Genomic DNA, 21,868 nt, shown 5'->3' with positions numbered 1-21,868 from the left:
GGCCTCTCCTCTCCAGTGAAGCATCGCGGGACGGTGGACCGAATACCGGATATCGCCCCTCAGCGGCGCGGATGCCGCCAGCCGCGGGCGAGAGCCACGACGTCGCGGCTGAACCCGGCGCCGAGCACCATGCCGATCGCGATCGCGATGAGCGAGCCGAAGGTGCGCAGGATGGTGCTGGTCGCGCCCGCGGTGCCGGAGGCGACCTCGCTCAGCCCGATGAACCCCATCGACCCCGGCACGAGCACCCAGTAGGCGCAGGTCAGCATGATCGCGGTCGACGGGGCGCGCCGGATCCGCCCCGCGAGTCCGACGGCGGGGATGACGATGAGCGCCCCGAACAGCCCGGAGAGTTCGGCGCCGACGAGGAGCGCGCCGAGAAGCTGGGCGGCGTGCGCGACCACGAGGGCGTACAGGATCCAGAGCAGCGACCCGCGCGGCGCGGCCGAGTACAGGTAATAGCCCAGACCGACCAGGACGAGTCCGGCCCAGGGTGCCCAGACGCCCAGTTGCTCGACACCGCCGCTGGCGGTCGGGGAAGTGCCGGCGACCGAGATTCCGGCGAAGACGCCGAAGGCGAGCAGGCCGAGCTGCGCGACCCCGTAGACGAGCCGGCTCGCCCCCGCCATGACCTGGCCGGACGTGAGCTCGACGGCCGCGATGGTCAGCGTCAGCCCGGGCAGGAAGGAGACGAGCGAGGGGGCGACGAGCCGCACGACGTCGTCGCCGCCGACCAGCGGGATGACGCCCAGCGACACGACGAGCGTCACGAGGAAGGCCGTTGCGACGGGCAGCACGAGCGACAGCGTCGGGATGCGGCTGCCGAGCACGACGATCGTGCCGACGGCGACCCCGAGCACGAGGTAGACGGGGAGCGCCGCGATGGTGGGGTTGAGGACCATCCCGAATCCGAAGGTGAGGAGGGTGTAGCCGAGGACGGTGAGCACCGGCCCGAAACGCGGCCCGCTCGTCCGGATCGTCGTGACCGTGGCGAGCACGTCGTCGGGGTCGGGGCGCCCGTCGAGGGCACGGCGGACGAGCCTGTCGATGGCGCCCGCCTGGTCGAGCCGGAGCGTGCCTCCGTCGGCCGGGAAGATCGAGGTCTGCGACGGCGTCGCCGCCGGATCCTCGATGAGCACCAGGGTGGGCAGCACGAAGATCCGCAGCTCGGGGCGGTCGTACACGACGGCCAATCGCCGCAGGGTCTCCTCGACGTCGCTCGTCGCTTTCGAGGAGGCGAGCGCAGCGGCCCCGAGCTGGCCGAGCATCCCGGTGACACCGGAGTCGCTCTGCGCATCGGCCCCGGTGATGAGGGAGGGGCGGAGGGCCGCCAGGGCGCCGCGGAGCCGGTCGATCAGTCCCGTCCGGTGCGAACCGCCCGGCGCCGGGCGCTCGCTCATTCGGGCCGTCCCTCGGTCGTGGCGCCGAGGAGCTGGAAGCGTGCGGCGATGCGCATCGCGTCGTCCCTGGTCGAGCAGCCGAGCTTGCGGTAGAGCGAGGTGAGCTGCGACTTGACCGTGTTGGGGGAGAGGTGGAGGTCGTCGGCGATCTGCCGCGTCGTCGGGGTGGCCGGGAGCATGCCCAGCACCCGGAGCTCGCCGGGAGTCAGCACCGGGCGCCGGGAGAGCTCGACGTGTCCGAGCTCTGCGGTCGCCGCGTCGAACGCGGTGCCCTCGTCCTCGCTCTCGACCTCGGCGCGGGCGAGCACGATCAGCCGGGACGGCATCGTCGCGAGCAGCCGCCGGGCGTCGCCGCCCAGGACGAGGCGGACGATCCGCCGGGCGGTCGCTCCGTCGAGCTCATCGGTTCGGGCGGTCTGGGCCCACGCACCGAACAGCAGGGCTTCGAGGCGGTGGCCCGGGCCCAGCGCGGGGTCGGCGGTGAGTCCCCGTACGGCCTCTTCGGCGACGTCGAGGCGGGAGTCCTCCAGCGCCACCCGTGTGGCGGCCAGCGTCGTCAGGACGCCCGATCGGTCGCGCAGCTCGGCGAGGCGGCGCGCCTGCGCCGGGTCGCCGGCGGCCAGCTGGGCCTCGATCGAGGCGGCGCCGATCACATCGGCTGCGAACGAGCCGTGCTGGCTCGGATGCGCGTCGCTCGCGAGCCGCACGGCCTCCAATGCGTCGTCGGGCCGCTGCCGTGCCAGCAGGCAGCGCGTGCGGGCGAGGAGGGCGAACGGCCAGCTGAGCTCGATGCTGTCGTACGCCTCGAGACGCGCCAGCAGGTCGTCGGTGTCGTCGGTGAGGCGTTCCACTGCGATCAGTGCCGCGGCCGCGCGCTCGGTCATCGCGCTCGCGCTCGCGTGCGCCTCGGACGGCTCCGGCAGTCCGGCGAGCCGGGTCAGCGCCAGCTCGGCTTCGTCGAGGGAGCCGCGCACGGCGTGGGCGAGCGCCATCCGCCCGAGTGCGATGCGCTCGGCGTAGCGCCGGCCCGAGATGCGGCCGAGCTGGCGGGCCGTCGCGAGCTCCTGCAGGGCACGGGCCGAGTCGCCCGCCGCGAGCAGCGTCGAGCCGATCTGATGGTGGTAGAACCAGAGCGGCCCGTCCACCCTCTCCCGCGATTCCACGGGGGCCTGCGCGAGCCGCTCCTGCAGGCGCCGCGCGTACACCACCGCTGCCGCGACATCGCCGCTGAACCGGAACGACACCATCTGCGCCAGGGTGAGGACGTCGAGCTCGTCGGTTGACATCGCCCGTGATGCGTCGGCGTACAGCAGCGGTTTGAACGGGCGCGTGCTGCTCGCCAGCACGGGCGTCATGCGGTGCACGGCGCGCAGCACCGGATAGCGGTCGAGCACGGCGCTCGGCAGTCCCTCGATCGCCTGGATCAGCAGGGAGAAGCGGCCGGTGTAGAGCGGCCAGATGTTCGCCATCGCCGTCTGGGCGATGGCCTCGGGCCGTCCGGAGGAGAGCGCGCGGCGCAGCTCCTCCTCGGCCAGCGCGTCGTCGACGAGGTTCACGTGACGGGACCCTAGCCACACATCGCGACGGCTCGCGACGGGGATTATCGGCGGGTTAATCCGGGGGTGAGCGGGGGGATGACCGGCCGGGCGAAATATCCTGCGGACCCCCGTGCGGGCCTCTGACCGCCCCCTAGTGTCGGCCGCATGACGACAGAAACGCATGCTCCGCAGCGAATGATCATCCGCAATGTCCGTCTCTTCGATGGCGTGAGCGACCGCACTCAGGACAACGTGGATGTGCTCGTCGAGGGTCCGCACGTCGTCGCCGTCTCGAGCTCGCCGGTCGCCGGCGACGCGTCGGACGGTGTCGTCGAGTTCGACGGCAAGGGCCGCTTCCTGATGCCGGGACTGAGCGACGCGCACGTGCACCTGATGGGGAACGCCAACAGCATGATCGAGTTCCTGCAGGGGCCGACCGGAACCCTGTACGGCAATACCATCGCCGAGGCGAAGCGGATGCTGCTGCGCGGTTTCACGACGGTGCGCGACATGGGCGGCGACACCGCGCCGGTCAAGGCCTTGATCGACCGCGGGGTCTTCGAGGGCCCGCGGATCTTCCCGAGCCAAGCGATGATCTCGCAGACCTCCGGCCACGCCGACTTCTCGTTCGTGTACGACGTCCCCGAGGAGTTCGGCGGCAAGCCCAGCCGCACGGAGGACATCCACTTCACCCGCGTCGCCGACGGGGTGCCGCGAGTGCTCGCCGCGGTGCGCGAACAGCTCAAGCAGGGCGCGACGCAGATCAAGCTGACCCTCGGCGGTGGGGCGGCGTCCATGTACGACCCGCTGAACACCCTCCAGTACACCCCGGACGAGATCCGCGCCGCCGTGCAGGCGGCCACCGACTACGGCACCTACGTCGCGACGCACGTCTACACGCCCGCCGGCATCGCGCGCGCCATCGATGCCGGCGTCGCGTCGATCGAGCACGGCCACCTCGCCGACGAGGAGACGGTCGCGAAGATCGCCGACGCCGGCGTCTGGCTCTCGATGCAGCCGTTCGCGGAGGACGACCACCACTATCCCGATCCCGTGCGCGCCGCCAAGAACACCGAGATCTGCAACGGGACCGAGCAGGTCTACGACTGGGCCAAGAAGCACGGCGTGAAGACCGCGTGGGGCACCGACCTCCTGCTCGAGCCCCAGGCGGCCCCGCGGCAGAGCGCGATGGCCGCCCGGCTGGGCGAGTTCTACACGAACTTGGACGCCCTGAAGATGCTGACCTCGGGCAATGCCTCGCTCTTCGAGCTGGCCGGGGAGCGCAACACCTACCGCGGCGGAAAGCTCGGCGTGGTGGCGGAGGGGGCGTGGGCCGACCTCATCCTCGTCGACGGGGACCCCCTCGCCGATCTGTCGGTGATCGGCGACCCCGACACCAATTTCGCGCTCATCGTCAAGAACGGCCACGTCGTCAAGAACATCCTCTGAACCGCGGCGACCCCCCGGCCCACGATGCCCCGAACCCACCGACCCACCCCGACGAACCGAACCCAGAGGAGAAGACCGTGTCGCAGCCCACGGAGGAGTACGAGACCGGCACGCCGGACGTCGTCCCCGACGACCGCCTGCCCGCGCCGGGCGAGGTCCTGCTCGATGCAGAGCAGATCGGCGTCGCGGCGAGCTGGGGCCACATCTACGGTCCGGTCGACCTGACCGTCCGCGCCGGCGGGGTGACCGTGCTCGTCGGGTCCGGCGGCCGCGGGCGCACCTCGCTGCTGCTCACCCTGGCCGGGAGGACGAAGCCCACGACCGGCACCCTGACGGCCTTCGGCCACGTGGACGACGCGCATCGGCTGTTCGCGCGAGCGGCGATGGCGGACATCGACGAGGTCGACGGGATCGGCCAGACCATCCGGGTCAGGGACGTCGTGACGGAGCAGCTCCGCTGGAGCGCGCCCTGGTACCGCTGGGTGAATCCGGCGACGTCGGACGATCTCGAACGGATCGCGCGACCGGTGTTCGGCGACCTCGGGCTGCCGGCGATGGAGGCGATGGTGGAGGAACTGCCCGAGCTGACGTCGGCCCTGCTGCGGATCGCGCTCGCCAACGTCGCCCGGCCGCCGCTGCTGGTCGTCGGGGGCGTCGACAACCTCGCCAGCATCGAGAGCTCGCGCAAGCTGCTCGACCGGCTCATCGTGCTCGGCCGGGAGCAGACCGTCATCACCGCCGACGTGAACGGCGTCGAGCCGCGCGAGGGGATCCGCGAGCAGATCGCGGTGCCCAACCTCAGCGACTTCGCCGACCTCGAGAAGGAGGCACTGCAGTCATGATCGCCGCATTCGCACCGGGCAGCGACTTCAAGCGCTACTACCGCGGCCGCATGCCGCGGCTCGCGCTCATCGTCATCATCCTCATGCCCCTCATGTACGGAGCGCTCTACCTCTGGGCGTTCTACAACCCGTTCGGGCACGTCGACAAGATCCCCGTCGCGATCATCAACCTCGACCAGGGCACCACGGTCAAGGGCGAGAAGCTCGAGGTCGGCACGCAGGTGGTGAAGGGCCTGATCGAGTCGAAGCAGCTCGACCTGCACGAGACCTCGGAGAAGGCCGGCGTCGACGGGCTCGCCCACGGGAAGTACTACTTCACCATCACCCTGCCGAAGGACTTCAGCGCGTCGGTCGCCTCCGCGGCCACGGACGACCCGCGCTCGGCCGGCCTCCAGTTCACCTACAACGACTCCAACAACTACCTCTCGACGGTGATCGGGCAGGACGCCGCCGAACAGGTGATCAACACGGTCAGCGCCGAGGTCGGGCAGCAGATGTTCGAGAACGTGCTGCAGGGCGTCAAGGGCGCGATCCCGAAGATCAAGGCAGCGGTCGCCAGCGTCGACGAGCTGAACTCCGGGATGCAGACGGCGAACAGCGGTGCGCAGGAGCTGGCGTCCAATCTCGTCACCGCCAAGGAAGGCTCCGCGCAGTTGTCGAGCGCGATCGACGAACTCGACGACAAGGTGCAGTCCGCGATCGGCAAAGTGAACACGGCGGTCGCGACATCGGGCATCAGCAGCGACGAGATCCGCCAGATCGTGGCCAGGATCGACGCGAACACCAACGCCATCGCCGGTGCGCTCGACCGTGTCGCCTCCGCCCAGGCGTCCGCGCAGAGCCAGCTGCAGGGCATCATCGACGAACTGGCCTCCAGCGACGACCCGGCGGAACAGGCGCTCGCCACGCGGCTGTCGAGCGTGCAGGAGAGCTTCACGAAGGCGCAGCTGTCGCAGGAGGTCAGCGGACTCTTCGACGCGATCCACTCCGACGTCGACCGGCTCGCGACGGAGTTCAACAACCCCCAGAGCCGTGTGAACGTCGTGCTGCGGGCCGTAGAAGGAGGGGCGGTGCAGCGCGACCTGGCGACGGCGTCGTCGGACTCGAGTCAGCTCCGCTCCGGAGCCGACACCCTCAGCTCCGGCCTGGTTCAGCTCTCGGACGGCGCGAACCAGCTCGCCTCCGGAACCACGCAGCTCGCCGGCGGGACCGACGAGCTCGCGGGCGCCGCCGGGCTCGGCCTCAAACTGCTCCCCACCTGGAACGACTCGCAGCAGGGCAACTTCATCAAGGCCCTGGCGCAGCCGGTCGAGCTCCACGAGAAGACGAACAACGAGGCCAAGACGTTCGCCTACGGGTTCGCACCGTTCTTCCTCGGCCTGGCCCTGTTCGTCGGCGGGATCATCGCGTGGATGCTCTTCACGCCGATCCAGTCGCGACCGCTGGCCCGCGGACTGGGATCGTTCCGGGTGGTCCTGGCGTCGTACGCCCCGACCGTGTTCGTCGGCTTCCTGCAGGCCACCATCCTGTTCCTCGTCGTCCGGTTCGCCATCGGCATCAAGCCCGAGTACGAGTGGGGGACTTACGGATTCATGGTCCTCATGGTCTTCATGTTCATGGCGATGATCCAGATGTTCAACGCCCTGCTCGGGCCGGCGGTGGGCCGCGTGCTGACCCTCGCGTTCCTGATGATCCAGCTGACCTCCGCCGGCGGCATCTACCCGGTGCCGACGACGTCCGTCCCGTTCCAGTACATCAACTGGATCGACCCGATGACCTACACCAACAATGCCCTCCGCCAGCTCATCCTGGGCGGCGTCGACTACCGGCTCGGGGTGGCGATCGCGGTGACGGCCGGTCTCACGGTCATCTTCATCGCCGCCTCCACCTGGGCCGCCCGACGCAACAGGCAGTACACGATGGACCGCCTGTACCCGCCCGTCGAGGTCTGACCGTGCCTTTCACCATCCCGCCGCAATAGAGGAGTAGAACAAGTGACCATCAACACCACCCCTGCCCGGACGTCCACCAACGTCGACCCGACGCTGAGCGTCAACCCCGTCTTCGTCCGTCCGGGCGAAGCCACCACCTTCGACAAGTTCCGGATGCCGGACGGCCCCAGCCTTCCCGAGACGGCCTACCAGATCGTTCACGACGAGGCGATCCTCGACGGCAACTCGCGGCTCAACCTGGCGACCTTCGTGACCACGTGGATGGACGACGAAGCGAAGAAGCTGTACGCCGAAGCCGCCGACAAGAACATGATCGACAAGGACGAGTACCCGGCCACCGCGGCGATCGAGGACCGCTGCTGGCGCATGCTCGCCGATCTCTGGCACGTGCCGGACACCGCCGACACGATCGGCACCTCGGCGATCGGGTCCTCCGAGGCGTGCATGCTGGGCGGCCTCGCGCTCAAGCGGCTCTGGCAGGAGAAGCGAGCGGCCGAGAAGAAGCCGGCCGACAAGCCGAACCTGATCATGTCCGCGGCCGTGCAGGTCGTGTGGGAGAAGTTCTGCAACTACTGGGACATCGAGGCCCGCTACGTGCCGGTCAGCCCCGACCACATCATCCTCGACGGCTACAAGCTCGAGGACTACGTGGACGAGAACACGATCGGCGTCGTCGCGATCCTCGGTCAGACGTTCACCGGTCTGTACGACGACGTGGTGGCCATCGCGAAGAAGCTCGACGAGATCCAGGAGAAGACCGGTCTCGACGTGAAGATCCACGTCGACGGAGCCTCCGGCGCCATGGTCGCGCCGTTCTGCCAGCCCCAGCTGGTGTGGGACTTCCAGATCGACCGCGTCAACTCGATCAGCACCTCCGGCCACAAGTACGGACTGGTCTACCCCGGCGTCGGGTGGGTCGTCTGGCGCGACACGGCCGTGCTCCCCGAGAGCATGATCTTCCACGTCAGCTATCTCGGCGGCGACATGCCCACCCTTGCGCTGAACTTCTCGCGCCCGGGTGCCCAGGTGCTGCTGCAGTACTACCAGTTCCTCCGGCTCGGTCGTGAGGGCTACCGTCGGGTGCAGCAGAACTCGATCGACGTCGCCACCTACCTCTCCAGCGAGATCGAGAAGATCGGGCCCTTCGAGCTGATCAGCAAGGGAGACACCATCCCGGTCTTCGCGTGGGTGCTCAAAGACGGCTACACCGACAAGTGGAGCCTGTACGACCTCGCCGATCGGCTGCGGATGAAGGGCTGGCTGGTGCCCGCGTATCCCATGGCGGACGACATGGCCGACGTGATCCTCCAGCGCATCGTCGTGAAGGTCGGCCTCAGCCGTGATCTCGCATCCGCCCTGCTCGCCGACATCAAGGGCGAGGTCGCGTACTTGGACGCGCTCGCCGCCCCGCTGCCCCGCGAGGCGAACGCGGGGACCCACTTCCACCACTGACGGACGGGCGGGGGAGGGGCATCGGGAGCCCCCCCCGTCGCCGTCCGCCGTGCCGACACCATCGAGGAGACAACCCATGACCGAAGCGGCCATCGCCAGCGATCCGCCGCGGCGGCTGTTCGTTCCGACCCTGACCAAGCAATGCTCCCTGTTCATGATCGGGTCGGCGCTGTTCGCCCTCGGTTCGGCCCCCGGGCTGAGCGAGGTGCTCGGCTCGAACGGGTCGAACCTGCTCTATTTCTTCGGCGCGTGGTTCTTCACCACGGCCGGTCTCATCCAGCTCTTCCTGAGCGGCGCCGTCGCGGTGCCCGTCTCCTACGCGCCGGGTCGCATGGTGCGGGCCGAGTGGCTGGCCGCGGCGACCCAGTCGTTCGGGACCGTGATGTTCAACATCAGCACGACCGCCGCGCTGCGCGCCAAGTCGATGACGGCGCAGGAGCACTACGTCTGGAACCCGGATGCGGGCGGGTCGGTCGCCTTCCTCGTGAGCGGTTTCCTGGTGTTCGTCGCCTACTCGCACACCGCACCGCTCTGGGATCCCGGAAAAGCCTCCTGGTGGTCGGCGCTCGTCAACCTCATCGGCTGCGTCGCCTTCGGCGTCTCCGCCGTCGGCGCGTACATCCTCCCGGACGGTGACGTGGTCAACGGTGCGCTCGCGAACGGGGGCACGTTCATCGGGGCGCTCTGCTTCTTCTTCGCGTCCCTGATCGTGCTGCCGGCCTGGAGGCGCCGGGCGCGGTGACCGCGCCGCTGGAGTCCCAGCCTCTGCTCGGCATCGGGCTGGCGCTCGTGTCGGCCCTGGTGCTCTCCGTCGGCAACCTGCTGCAGGCGCGCGGGGTCGCCGAGACCGCGGACCGCCCCGGGGCGAGCGGTCTCGGCGGTCGCGCACTGGGGCTCCTGCGGGACCGCCCGTGGCTCCTCGGCGCCCTGCTGCTGGGTGCGGCCATCGTGCTCCAGATGGGCAGTCTGGCGTTCGCCCCGCTCATCGTCGTGCAGCCGGTCGGCGTGAGCGCCCTGGTCTTCACCGTCGCGCTCACCGCCGTCGTCGGCGGGCGGCGCCCCTCCCGGGCCGAACTGCGCGCGATCGCCGTGTGTGTCGTCGGGGTCGCGGCCTTCGTCACGGTCGCCGCCCTGGTCAGCACGCAGCACACCATCGGCGCCGAGGAGCTGATCGCCGTGCTGGTGGTGCTCGCCTTCGTGCTGCTCGCGAACGCTGTCCTGCTCGTGGCCGGCCGGTCGCGCCCGGTGCCGCCCGTGCTCTTCGTGCTGTTGGGCGGGGTGTACTCGGCGTTCGTCGCCACGCTCGGCAAGACCGTCATCCTGCGCGTGCAGACCGCCCTGCAGCTGCACTGGTTCGCCGTCGACGCCACGAACCTCCTGACGATCGGCTGCATCGTCGGGATCGGCGTGGCGGGCGCACTCTCCATCGCCTTCGTGCAGCGCGCACACGCCGGGAACCGGCCCGAGGTCGTGGTCGCCGGTCTGACCGTCATCGACCCGACGGTCGCCGTCGTGCTCGGCATCACCATCCTGGGGGAGGCCTCCGGCGCCCCGCTCTGGGCTTTCGCCGCCTTCGTCGCGGCCGGTGGGGTCGCGGTCGCAGGAGTCTTCGTGCTCTCGCGGGCGGCGCGGGCGGGAACAGCGTGACGAGCAGTTTCCGCAGAAACCGTCGCAGAAACCGCACACTCATCGCCCGGCGGCTCACCCGGTGATGAAGATCGATCCCACAGTCCTCACCCGACGAGGGGAACGACATGAATCTGAACGATGCGGACCGCGCCGAGAGTGAACTGCGGCATGCGCTCGCCGGCGGCAACCAGGGGAGCATCGCGACCGCGGTGCTCGACAATGTGTGGCCCCTCTACAGTTCGCACCACGAACTGCTGCTCTCCGCGATCGTCGCGCTGCCGAGCCCGCTGCTGGAGCGCCACCCGATCCTGCGGTTGCTGCACCCGCTGACCCCGGTGCTCGCGCGCACGGCGCGGCCGTTCAAGCCGCTCGTGAGCGCCGATCAGGCACGGCTGTTCGGCCCGGACGAGCTGGACCTGCTGGCGCTCGCGCAGATGATCGCCTTCCGGTCGAGCGGAGACCTCGAGTCGTCTCTCGTGTACGCGCGGCGGCTGGAGGACCGGATCGTGCAGACGCGGGTCGAGTCGCGCGAGCGCACCGACGGTCCGCTCTGGTTCTACCACCACGAGATCGGGTCGACCCTGCTCGCCGCCGGGGATTCCGTGCGTGCGCTGGTCGAGTTCGCCACCGCGCGACAGCTCGGCCGGTTCGCGCTCCAACGCGACGCCGAGCGGCTCGCGCTGGGCCGCATGGCCCTCGCCCACGCGATGCGCGGCTCGCTCGACGACGCCGTGAACGCACTGGCGGAGGCGGCGAAGCAGCCACCGGCGACCCTCGCCCACCGGAGTGCCGCCCGGGCGACCGAGAGCGCGGCCTCGGCCCTGGTCGGTGCGGAGCGGCTCGCGGACGACCTCGACGAGCGGCTCGCCGCCCTGGAGCCCTACGACAGCGTCGAGCTGACCTGGCCGTTCGCCCTGCTGGCGCGCTCCCGCTCCCTGCTGGCCCGGCATCGGCCCGACGAGGCGCTGGAGGCGATCCGGCTCGCCGCGGCCGCGCATCCGACGCAGTCGGGGTCGTTCGCGGACGACGTCGTCACGGCCGCCTCGATCGAGGCGCTGATCGCGCTGGGGGAGCTCGCCGCAGCACGGTCGCTGGCGGGAAGCGACGGCTCCGGCGCCCTGACCTCGCTCGCTCGCGTGCGGCTCGGCCTGCACGAAGGCGACGTCGACGGAGCTGCCCGGCTCCTGCGCACCCTGGGCGCCGACCGCACCCTCGGCCCGGCGGCGCACGCCGAGTGGCTGGTGCTCTCGGCCTGGCACGAGTTCGCGACGACGGGCGGCCTCCTGCGCGACACCGCCGTGCGGGTGCTCAGAGTCGGGACGCGCCGCGACAGCCGGCGTCTCTTCGCTTCAGCGCCGCGTCAACTGGTGGAGCTGGTCAGGCAGCACCTCCCGCAGGACATCCCGCGCGGGTTCGACGGCATCGTGGGCGATCTCGAGCGCATCGACATCAAGGCACGACCGCAGCTCACGGTCGGCGAACTCCGGATACTCCGCGCCCTTCCGGCGCACGACACCACCGCCGCCATCGCGGCGTCCTTCCATGTGTCGCCGAACACGGTCAAGTCCCAGCTGCAATCGATGTACCGCAAGCTGGGCTGCTCGACACGGGAGGAGGCGCTGCGGCTCGCCGCGGGCTACCGCCTGTTCTCGGAGGCGCCGGGCAGCCGCGGGACCCCGTCCGTACCGGTGACCGCTCTGCACGCGACCAGCGGCACGGTCCGCCGGCCCGTGGCCGTCGCCAGGACGGTCGAGGCGGCCGGTCCGCGGGAGGCCGACCGGTAGCGGCCCGCGCCTACCTGTCGAATCCTCCGGCCGGCAGTGATCGGCGATGAGAATGCCTCCTGAGCATTCGGGCGCCGGCCGCAGCCGAGGGGGAGCCCACCACCGCCTAGTCTGGACACCGTGAACCCCCTGGCGCCGACGGCATACTTCCTGCAGACGAGCGAGCGGACGTTCGAGCCGACCCGTCGGGTCGGCGGCGCGTGGGCGGACGATGAGATCCATTTCAGCCCGCTCGGCGGGCTGATCGCGCACGCCATCCTCCGTCATGCCGCCGACCGCCAGGGACCGCCGCTGCAGCTGGGGCGGATCAGCTACGACATCCTGGGATTCCTCGCCCTGGAGCCGGTGGAGCTCACGGTCGAGACGATCCGTCCTGGGCGGACGATCGAGCTGGTGGAGGCGACGGCGGTGATCCGTGGTCGTGCCGTGGTGAAGGCGCGGGCGTGGCTGCTCGCGGCGTTCGACACGGCGGAGGTGGCGGGAGGAGCCTCCGAGGGGCTCGTCTCTCCGGAGGCCGCCGTGAGCTGGCCGATGGCGGACGTGTGGCGCGGCGGCTACGTCGCCTCGCTCGACGCGCGCGCAGTGCTCCCGCCGGAGCCGGGTCGCGCGACGGTCTGGTTGTCGACGCCGTGCGACCTCGTGGCGGGCGTCGAGGTCGATCCCGTCGCGGCGTGGCTCGCGCTGGTGGACACGGCGAACGGGGTGGCCGTGCGACGCCACCCCACCGAGTGGATGTTCCCCAACGTCGACCTCACCGTGCACCTCCACCGCACGCCGGCCGGACCGTGGCTCGGTCTGGACACCGAGGTCGTCTTCGGCGCGACCGGGCTCGGCGTGACGCGGTCGGTGCTCCACGACGCGGCCGGCGCGTGCGGCTTCGCCGAGCAGTCGCTGACGATCAGGAAGCTCTGACGGCGGCATCCGGCGCGTCGTCCGTCTCGCCGGTCTCCTCCTCGAGCCTCGTCGGGAGGTGGCGGGAGAAGAAGAGGGCGGCGCACGAGATGAGCGCGAGGGCGGCGAAGGACAGCCGCAGCGCCTCCAGCTGGGATTCGCTGTAGATCGACTGCAGGGTGGCGCTGTCCGACGACGAGAGGCCCGCCTTCTCCGCGATCGCTGAGACCCCGGAGACAGGGATGACGCCGACGCCCTGGCTGGTCTGCTCCTGCACCTGCGTCTGGACGTCCTGTGGGAGGTCGCTCGCGGCGACATTGCCCGCGAAGGCGGTGGACAGGGCAGCGATGAGCACCGACCCGACCAGCGCCGTGCCGAGCGAGGAGCCGAGGTTCTGGAAGACCCCCTGCACGCCTCCCGCCTCGCTCAGCTCGTCCGGCCCGACGGCCGACATCGTGGCGTTTCCGAGCTGGGAGGCGAGGAGCCCGAGCGCCGCGCCCGCGACGAACATCCCGGCACCGAAGACGAAGGTGTCGAGCTTCGGGTCGACGGAGCCGAGGAGCACCAGGCTCGCCACCACGAGGGCGAGCTGGCCGATGCGCACGATGCGGCGGGTTGGCACGCGCCGCGCCAGCACGGTGCCGACGATCGAGAACAGCACCAGGGCGACCGAGAGCGGGAAGACCCGCAGGCCCGTGGAGAGCGCATCGAGGCCGAGGGTGAGCTGCAGGTAGATCGGCACCACGAAGAACAGCCCCGCCGTCACCGTGTATTGCAGGCCGATGCTCCCCACGCCGGCGCGCAGCTGCCGCAGGGCCAGGATCCGCGTGTCGACCAGGGGTGCGCGGCCGGTCGCCACCAGGCGGCGCTGGCGAACGAAGAACAGCCAGAGCACCACGGCGCCCGCCGCCACGATGAAGGGCACCGGCGAGAGGCCGAGGAGGGAGACGTCCGTGGTGGGAAGCACCCAGCCCCACACCTTGGACTGGAGGAGGCCCCAGACGATGAACACGAGACCGGCGGCGGACAGCAGCACGGAGAGAACGTCGATGCGCACCGGCCTGGTGGCTCCCGCCGTGCGGACGAATCGGTTGAACAGCAGCACGACGGCCATGACGACCACTTCGCCGGCGAACACGTATCGCCAGCTCGCGTACGTCGTGAGGAAGCCGCCGATCAGCGGGCCCGCTGCGACGGCGACACCCGAGGCCGCGCCGATCACCGCGAAGGCGGTGACCCGGGCGTGGCCGGAGTAGTTGTCCGCGATGAGCGCTGCGATGGCGGGGATGACGAGCACGGCGCCGAGGCCCTCGATGACCGACCAGCCGACGAAGAGCACGCCGATGTTCGGGCTCAGCGCCGTCGTCCCCGACCCGATCGCGTAGACGATCGATCCGATGACCAGTGCGCGCCGCCTCCCCCAGATGTCGCCGAGCTTGGCGCCGAGGAGCATGAACGCCGCCATCGTCAGCGTGTAGAAGGTGATCGTCGTCTGCATCGCCTCGATGGTGGTGTGCAGGTCGGCGACGACCGTCGAGATGGACACGTTCATCACGGTGCTGTCCAGCACCATCACGAACTGGGCGGCGCCGAGCACTGTCACCGCACCCCATCGTTGCGCCATCCCGACACCTCTTCCGCCGAATCCCGGTGGCCGGATGCTATCCGCGCGAGGGCCTGCGGGGGAAGGACATAAATATCTCCGGGGGGATTGCCAAACTCGTCGAATCGTGCACCTTCCGGTTTCGTTTTGGAGTGCTGATCGGCAAGTTATTCTGGCCGGATGGCTGATGACGGCAGGGTGGACTCCGCGGAACTCCGCCGACTCGAAGAGTGCGTGCGCGAGCCGATCCGCACACCCGGTCGCATCCAGTCGCACGGGATCCTGCTGGCCGTCGACCCCGCCACCTTCGAGATCGTCGTCGCGAGCGAGAACGCGCGCGAGTGGCTCGGCCGCCCGATCTCGGAACTGCAGAGCCCCACGATCGAGTGGAGCGCCACGGCCGGGCTGCAGGGGGATCCGGTGCGCGTCGAGCTGTCCGGGGCGCCGTACGACGCGATCACCCACATGGTCGGTGGCCGCATCGTGCTCGAACTGGAGCCGGCGGTCGCGATCGCCGGTCAGCCGACGTACTCGGTCGTCGAGGCCATCCGTCGGCTCGGCCTCGTCGCCGAGCTCGACGACCTGCGCCGCGAGACGGCTGCGGAGGTGAAGCGGATGACCGGCTTCGACCGTGTGATGGTCTACCGCTTCTTCGAGGACGGGCACGGCGAGGTGGCCGGCGAAGCCGCCGAGACCGACATGGAGCCCTACCAGGGGCTGCGGTTCCCCGCCTCGGACATCCCCCAGCAGGCGCGGGCGCTCTACCTCACCAAGCTCTCGCGTGCGATCGTCAGCACCGACGACCTCGGAACACCTCTCGTCGCCCTGGATGCCGCGGAGCCGCCCCTGGATCTGAGCCAGGCCGAGCTGCGCGCGGTCTCCCCGCACCACCTCGAGTTCATGCGGAACATGGGGCAGGCCTCGACCGTGTCGTTCTCACTCATCCACGACGGCCGCCTCGTCGGGATGATCACGTGCGCCCACCGCACACCGAAGCGCATGCCGGTGCTCCTTCGCCGTGCGATCGAGGTGCTGGCCGCGCAGATGACATTGCAGCTGGTCGCGCTGGAGTCCATCGCCGCACTCCGGCACGACCTCTCCCTCCAGGGCCGTCGCGGCGTGCTGCTGAGCGCCCTGCCGTCGGCCGCCGACCCGCTCCTCGCCCTCGTGGCTCAGGGCGGTCAGCTGCTCGAGCTGGTGGGGGCGGACGGCGCCATCGTCTCGATCGACGGCGTCAGCCGCAGCATCGGGCGCGTTCCCCACACCGATCGCAGCCAACTGCTCGACTCCATCGGCATCGAGGCGTTCCAGACCGATGAGGTGGCGCGCACCCATCCGGGCCTCGCCGGCCTGATCGCCGGCTTCGCCGGCCTGCTCGTCGCCTCACTCGGCCCCCGCGGGGTGCTGGTGCTGTTCCGGGTGGAGGCGACCCAGGTGATCCGCTGGCTCGGCGACCAGTCGGCGGACAACCGCGACACCCCCCTCTCGCCCCGGCGGTCCTTCTCGGAATGGAAAGAGAGCGTCAGCGGGCGCTCTCTCGCGTGGGGCGAGACCGCGAGGGAGGTGCGGGAGCTCGGCCGGGAGATCGCGGGCGCCCTCGAACGGCACGGGGAAGCCCAGCTCGCGCAGCTCGCCCTGATCGACTATCTGACCGGCCTGCACAACCGCCGCTCCCTCGAAGGCCGCATCGAGGCGGCGCTGGCGACGGCGCCGGTGCCGGGCGGGATCGTGCTGTTCCTCGACCTCGACGGATTCAAGCAGATCAACGACCGTCTCGGCCACGAGACCGGAGACGCGGTCCTCCGCACCGTCGCCGACCGCCTCACCGGCGCCTGCCGCTCCACCGACCTGGTCTCCCGGCTGGCGGGCGACGAGTTCGTCGTCTTCAGCCCGGGAACGGTCGACGCCGACGGCGACGCACTCGCCGGTCGCCTCGTCGACCTCGTCAATCTCCCGATCGAGACCGACCGGGGCATCGTCCAGGTGTCCGGGTCGTGCGGTTTCGTCGAGATCGCGACGCGCTCCTCCGCGAAGGACGTGATCGACGCCGCCGATGCCGCGATGTATCGCGCCAAGCGCGGCGGTCGAAACAGAGTGTCACGGTAATCTCGGAGCGATCGTCCGGACGGAGGAGAACGAGATGGAGGCGCTGAACGCCGAGGAGTTGCCGTGCGCCGTCGTCGTCGTCGATCACGACGGGCTCGTCGTCGACTCGACGGGACTGTTCAGCCTCTGGACCGGGCTCGACGCTGCGTCGCTCGTCGGCCGCCCCTTGCGCGGGCTCCTGGCGAGCCCCGAGTCGTCCTCGCCCGTCGGTGCTGTGTTCGAGCGGGTCCTCCATGTCGACGGGTCGGAGCGAGCCGTGGTGACCAGCCGGGCGGCGCGGCCGGACGGTGAGTTCATCCTGCTCGTCGAGACCTCCGATCGGGCCCTCCTGGTGGACCGCCTCGCGCAGACGCGATCGCTCGAGGAGCGCACCCGCAACCGTCTCGAACTGATCATCCAGGCTTCGATCGCCTTCGCGACGGCGCGGACGGAGCCCGAGCTCGCCGAGATCCCCGCGCGCACGGTGGGCCGTTCCTATCAGTCGGAGGAGGCGGCCGTCTTCTTCGTCGACGAGGAGAGCGGCGCGTTCGTGCGGTCGGCCGGATCCGACCCGCTGGCGAGCGCGCTCGATCTCGCGCCGACGATCGCCGCCGTCGTGGCGAGCGGCCGGGTGCTGCTCCTCAGCGGCACCGACGAGGCGGACGCGCTGGACACTGACCTGGGGCACGCGATGCGTAGCGCCGGCGTCCATTCGCTGCTCATCGCCCCGATCCGTCACGAGGCCGACCTGTTCGGCGTCTTCGTGTGCTATTTCCTCCATCCTCGCGTCTTCGACGCGGAGGCCGTCCCGCTCGCGGATGCGCTTGCCGGTCAGGCCGGGCAGGCGGCGACCTCGCTGCGGCTCCAGCGCAGGCTCGCCCACGCCGCGACCCACGACGAGACCACCGGGCTGCCGAACCGCCGGCTGCTCGAAGCGCTCGTCCTGGAGTCCGAGGTCGGGGACGCCGCCCTGCAGGCGACGCTCTTCATCGACCTGGACGGCTTCAAGGCGGTCAACGACTCCCTCGGCCACCACGTCGGCGACGGGCTCCTGCGGCAGGTGGGCGGTCGGCTGCGGGAGCTGGTCCGCCAGCGCGACCTGGTCGCCCGATACGGCGGCGACGAGTTCGTCGTCGTCTGCGACGTGCCCGATCTCGCCGCCGCGAACGACGTCGCGGAGCGCATCCGGCTCGCGATCGGCGCTCCTTACGCGTCCCTGCCTCCGGGCGTCGGCGTCCGGGCCAGCATCGGCATGGTGGTCGCCCGGCACGGCGACCCGAGCTGGAACCTCGACTCGCTCGTCCGGCTCGCCGACCACGCCATGTACGAGGCGAAGAGCGGCGGCGGCGACCGCGTCGTCGGCATCAGCCTCGGCGCGGTGGAGTGACCAGGGACCCCTGTACTGGGGCCGCCGGAGAACGGCGCGGATGCCCTTGACTGAGCGGGATGCTCGCGCACCGCAGCGAGCCGTACCCGAAAGCGAGCCGTCGTTGCGCATACGCCCAGCCGCCGTCACCGACCAGGAAACGACCTCGCCGCATCGCAGCCCCCGACGCTCGGCGGCCGCGCTGGCCGTCGTGGCGCTCGCCGCGGCGGGCGTCGTCGCAACCGCAGCCGTGCCGGCGCAGGCCACACCGGGGAACGGGTCGTTCACCACGGCGTACACCACCCCGGTCGCGGGTACCGTCTCCGATGTCGCGGTGGACTCGTACACCAGCCAGGTGTTCGCTGCCCGCCCCGGCGGGGTCGACGTCATCGACGAGTACTCCGGCGCGGTCGTCTCCACCGTCGGCCTCGGCGGGTCGACCAACCTCCGCGTGGAAGTGGACCCCGTACGGGCCTACGCGTGGGTGCTCGACAGCTCGCAGAGCCGTCTGCTGCGGTTCGACGAGCGCACCGGCAACGTCAGCGGTTCGGTCACCATCCCCGGCAACCTCCGCGATCTCGCCGTCGACCAGAACACGGGGACCGTGTTCGTGACGACCGGCACGACGGGGACGGTCGTCCCCGTGAACGCGAGCACGGTCGCCGCAGGCACGCCACTGGCCGTCCCCGGCGCAGCGAACCTGATCGGCGTGGACCCCTCGGCCGGCACGATCTACGTCGCGACCGTGGAGGGCGCCGTCGCCATCATCGACGAGAGCTCGTTCACCGTGCTCGGTTCCGTGGCGGGGCAGGCCTCCCCGTCGGCATTGACCGTCGATCCGGCGCACCACAAGGCGTACATCGGCTCCTCCTCGACGAGCACGCTCTCCGTCGTCGACGGCTCGTCGCGGACCACGTCGACGATCGCCCTCCCGGGCTCGTACGGTCCGGGCGTCTCGGTGCTCACCGTCGACCCGGCCACCCAGACGGTGTACGGGCAGAACGCGATCCAGGAGTTCTCGATCGACACCACGACAGCTGCGATGAACCCGCGATCGATCACGGGCACGGTCTTCCGGGGCGCGGCGATCGATGTGTTCACTAACCTGATCTTCGTGGGCGACGGCGCACAGGTGCAGGCTATCTGGGAACCCGTCTCTCTTCTCGGCACGTACTCCGGGGTCGCGGTGCAGGGTGCCCCCTACTCGCGGCAGATCAAGGCAGACGGTTGGGGGGCTGTGCGGTTCTCCATCACCGGTGGCGCCCTCCCGACCGGGCTGCGCGCGTCCGGGGGGACGATCGTCGGAACGCCGAGCGCGACCGGCACGTACACGTTCAGCCTGACGGCGACCGACGACTACAACGATTCGGTGACGCAGAAGTACACCATGCACGTGGTCGCGGGCGAGCGTGTGTCGGGAAGCGATCGCTTCGCGACGTCCGTTGCCGTCTCGCAGGCTGCGTACCCCGACGCGTCGACGGTCGGCACCGTCTATGTGGCGAATGGCACCTCGTTCCCCGACGCCCTGGGCGGCGGACCGGCCGCAGCGCATGACTCCGGTCCGCTCCTGCTGACCGCTCCCGGCTCCCTGCCGTCCGTCGTCTCTGACGAGATCAAGCGGCTCCAGCCGAAGCACATCGTGGTCGTCGGAGGCCCGGCCGTCGTGAGCGACAACGTGTACAAGGCCCTCGGTGCGCTGACCCCCGATCTGAAGCGCGTCTCCGGCAGCGACCGGTTCGCGACGGCCCGTGCCGTCGTGGCGAACGCATTCACGTCTGCGCCGACGGTCTACGTCTCCACCGGGCTCAACTTTCCCGACTCGCTCAGTGCGGGCGCCGCGGCCGGAAGCCTGCACGCCCCGCTGTTGCTGGTGAACGGAGGGGCGGCCTCCGTCGACGCGGACACGGCCGCCCTGCTGCGATCGCTCGGCACGAGCAACATCGTCATCATCGGCGGGACGGCGGTGATGTCTCCGTCGCTCGCAGCGGACTTCGCGCGGTTCGGCACGGTCACCCGCGCCGCGGGCAGCGACAGATGGGAGACGTCTCAGCGCATCGTCGAGTCGGCCTTCCGCAACAGCAGTCGGGTGATCCTCGCGAACGGGCTCAACTTCCCCGACGCGCTCGGCGCGTCGGCGTGGGGCGGCAGCACGTCCTCGCCGCTCTTCATCAGCACCGCGTCCTGCGTGCCGCAGGGTGTGCTCGACGACACGTTCTTCCTGGGAGCCGGCCGCGTCTCCCTCGTCGGCGGGGAGGCGGCGCTCGCGTCGAGCGTCGCCGGCCTGACCAGCTGCGGCGGGTGGTCGGTCATTGCCCCGGATTACCCGGGCGTGACCGCACCCACCTCGGCGCTGTCGGGATCGGCTGGCGACGAGGCCGCGGATTCCCGCGGCGTGCCCGAGCGCGTGGCTCCGACCGCGGAGATCACGCGCCGCTGACGGCGAGCGAAGTCCGGACGCACCACCGAGACGCGCCGGTTCCCTCGAAGAGAGGGACCGGCGCGTCTCGTCATTTCGGCAGGGATCGATGCAGTCGTTTGCGACATAACCGATTATCGATTATTGTTGCTCCCGGCGACACGGTGGTCGTGCGCACGGAGAGGATCGAAGATGATCAGCAGGCGAACCATGATCGCGGTCGGCGCCCTCGCGGCTGCCGCCCTGGGCTTGAGCGGATGCGCGGCCGGCGGCACCGCGGAGAGCGGCGGCACGCAGACCGTCAGCCTGCTGGTCAACGTCACCCCGAATCTCACCGAGGCTTGGTGGAACGAGCTGGTGAAGCCCTTCGAGAAGGCCCACCCCGACATCGACGTGAAGATCCAGAACCCGGGCGCCGAAGGAGTGGCAGCCGCTGTCCCGCGTCTGCTGGCCGCCGGCGAGGCCCCCGACGTCGTCGAGTCGCTGCCGCCCTCGACCGAGCTCGCCCCCGAACTCGTCGACCTCTCGACCTACAAGTGGGCCACCGACGGGCCGCTGGCGGAGCAGTACACGATCGACGGCAAGTACTACATGGCCGGAATCGGGATGCAGCTGCAAAGCCTCTGGTTCTACAACAAGGACGCTTTCGCCGCCGCCGGCATCGCCCAGACGCCGACGACGGTGGAGGAGCTCTCCGACGACCTGGCGAAGCTGAAGAAGGCGGGCTGGACCGGCATCCAGACCGGAGGCGACTGGATGTCGAGCTACGCGCTGCAGACCGTCGGGCTCCCCACCGTCGTCGCCGAGCATCCCGACTGGTACCAGAAGATGAGCGTCGGCAAGCTCACCTTCAGCAAGACCTACGGCGCCTCGGTCGACGAGTACGCCGACTGGATCAAGCAGGGCTACATCAACGACGACGCCCTGGGCATCAAGTACGCCGACGCCGAGCAGAACTTCCTCGCCGGCAAGTCGGCGCTGTACCCGATGGGCAGCTGGTTCGTGGCGAGCGAGGCCGCGGCGAGCTCCCCGGCGAACATCGGCGTCTTCCGCGCCCCGGCCGTCGACGGCGTCAAACAGCCCGCGATGGGAGCCAACATCGCCAGCCCCTACGTGATCATGAAGGAGTCCAAGCACGTCGACGCGGCGGCCAAGCTGGTCGAGTGGCTGGTGACGGACAAGGCCGCCATCCTCGACCAGCTGAAGGTCGACGGCAACTACCGGGCCGGCTACGAGTACGACACGACGGCGCTCGGCACCGACCTCGCGAAGATCGTCGCCGACACCCCGGACGACGCGTACACACCGACCGGTCAGGGCTACGGCGAGCGCACCCTCCCGAGCGGCTACTCGACCGAGATCAACGCCCAGACGCAGGCGCTGCTCGGGGGCACCTCGCCCGGCGACGTGAACAAGGCGATGGACGACTGGTTCAGCGCCAACCTCAAGTGAGCGCCGCCC

15 protein-coding genes are annotated in these 21,868 nt (G+C 70.3%); 12 read left to right on the top strand and 3 right to left on the bottom strand.

The window, feature by feature from the left end; translation table 11 throughout:
* Positions 1 to 59: 59 nt before the first annotated feature.
* Complete coding sequence (locus IT072_RS17375) at positions 60 to 1,400, bottom strand: threonine/serine ThrE exporter family protein (RefSeq protein ID WP_223358085.1); 1,341 nt, start codon at positions 1,398 to 1,400, stop codon at positions 60 to 62.
* Complete coding sequence (locus tag IT072_RS17370; protein WP_223358084.1) at positions 1,397 to 2,956, bottom strand: LuxR family transcriptional regulator; 1,560 nt, start codon at positions 2,954 to 2,956, stop codon at positions 1,397 to 1,399. Before IT072_RS17370 ends, IT072_RS17375 begins: the two co-directional genes overlap by 4 nt.
* A 210-nt stretch (positions 2,957 to 3,166) precedes the next feature.
* Between IT072_RS17370 and IT072_RS17365 the strand changes: the two genes are divergently transcribed.
* The 8 genes from IT072_RS17365 to IT072_RS17330 all read left to right on the top strand — a co-directional run bounded on the left by IT072_RS17365 (position 3,167) and on the right by IT072_RS17330 (position 12,958).
* Positions 3,167 to 4,387 carry a metal-dependent hydrolase family protein gene (locus IT072_RS17365; RefSeq protein ID WP_223358083.1) on the top strand — a complete coding sequence of 407 codons (1,221 nt, stop codon included), beginning with the start codon at positions 3,167 to 3,169 and terminating at the stop codon, positions 4,385 to 4,387.
* Positions 4,388 to 4,464: 77 nt separating this feature from the next.
* Positions 4,465 to 5,229, top strand: a complete 765-nt coding sequence (locus IT072_RS17360; protein ID WP_223358082.1) for an ATP-binding cassette domain-containing protein — start codon at positions 4,465 to 4,467, stop codon at positions 5,227 to 5,229.
* Positions 5,226 to 7,181 carry a YhgE/Pip domain-containing protein gene (locus tag IT072_RS17355; protein ID WP_223358081.1) on the top strand — a complete coding sequence of 652 codons (1,956 nt, stop codon included), beginning with the start codon at positions 5,226 to 5,228 and terminating at the stop codon, positions 7,179 to 7,181. The genes IT072_RS17360 and IT072_RS17355 overlap by 4 nt, the downstream gene beginning before the upstream one ends.
* A gap of 48 nt (positions 7,182 to 7,229) precedes the next feature.
* Positions 7,230 to 8,633, top strand: a complete 1,404-nt coding sequence (locus tag IT072_RS17350; protein ID WP_223361012.1) for a glutamate decarboxylase — start codon at positions 7,230 to 7,232, stop codon at positions 8,631 to 8,633.
* Positions 8,634 to 8,709: 76 nt separating this feature from the next.
* Positions 8,710 to 9,375 carry a hypothetical protein gene (locus IT072_RS17345; RefSeq protein WP_223358080.1) on the top strand — a complete coding sequence of 222 codons (666 nt, stop codon included), beginning with the start codon at positions 8,710 to 8,712 and terminating at the stop codon, positions 9,373 to 9,375.
* Positions 9,372 to 10,280, top strand: a complete 909-nt coding sequence (locus IT072_RS17340; protein ID WP_223358079.1) for a multidrug DMT transporter permease — start codon at positions 9,372 to 9,374, stop codon at positions 10,278 to 10,280. The genes IT072_RS17345 and IT072_RS17340 overlap by 4 nt, the downstream gene beginning before the upstream one ends.
* 107 nt (positions 10,281 to 10,387) lie before the next feature.
* A complete protein-coding gene (locus IT072_RS17335) occupies positions 10,388 to 12,046 on the top strand; it encodes a LuxR C-terminal-related transcriptional regulator (RefSeq protein WP_223358078.1) in 1,659 nt (552 codons plus the stop codon).
* Between the two features lie 120 nt (positions 12,047 to 12,166).
* A complete protein-coding gene (locus tag IT072_RS17330) occupies positions 12,167 to 12,958 on the top strand; it encodes a thioesterase family protein (protein WP_223358077.1) in 792 nt (263 codons plus the stop codon).
* Here IT072_RS17330 and IT072_RS17325 read toward each other — a convergent pair.
* Positions 12,945 to 14,561, bottom strand: a complete 1,617-nt coding sequence (locus IT072_RS17325; protein WP_223358076.1) for an MFS transporter — start codon at positions 14,559 to 14,561, stop codon at positions 12,945 to 12,947. The genes IT072_RS17330 and IT072_RS17325 overlap by 14 nt on opposite strands.
* A 159-nt stretch (positions 14,562 to 14,720) precedes the next feature.
* On the opposite strand from IT072_RS17325, the gene IT072_RS17320 reads away from it, so the two are divergent.
* The 4 genes from IT072_RS17320 to IT072_RS17305 all read left to right on the top strand — a co-directional run bounded on the left by IT072_RS17320 (position 14,721) and on the right by IT072_RS17305 (position 21,859).
* The gene (locus tag IT072_RS17320) at positions 14,721 to 16,646 is read left to right on the top strand and encodes a bifunctional diguanylate cyclase/phosphodiesterase (protein WP_223358075.1); all 1,926 of its coding nucleotides are present in this window, start codon (positions 14,721 to 14,723) and stop codon (positions 16,644 to 16,646) included.
* Between the two features lie 34 nt (positions 16,647 to 16,680).
* Entirely contained in the window at positions 16,681 to 18,012 is a 1,332-nt protein-coding gene (locus IT072_RS17315) for a diguanylate cyclase (protein ID WP_223358074.1), read from the top strand.
* Positions 18,013 to 18,115: 103 nt separating this feature from the next.
* Positions 18,116 to 20,428, top strand: coding sequence for a cell wall-binding repeat-containing protein (locus IT072_RS17310; protein WP_223358073.1), 2,313 nt, complete (start codon positions 18,116 to 18,118; stop codon positions 20,426 to 20,428).
* A gap of 171 nt (positions 20,429 to 20,599) precedes the next feature.
* Positions 20,600 to 21,859 (top strand): ABC transporter substrate-binding protein, encoded by a 1,260-nt coding sequence (locus tag IT072_RS17305; protein WP_223358072.1) that lies wholly within the window; start codon positions 20,600 to 20,602, stop codon positions 21,857 to 21,859.
* The last annotated feature ends 9 nt before the right edge of the window (positions 21,860 to 21,868 follow it).

Source organism: Leifsonia sp. ZF2019 (genome assembly GCF_019924635.1).
Taxonomy (GTDB): Bacteria; Actinomycetota; Actinomycetes; order Actinomycetales; family Microbacteriaceae; genus Leifsonia.
This window is presented reverse-complemented; position numbering and strand designations above follow the sequence as displayed.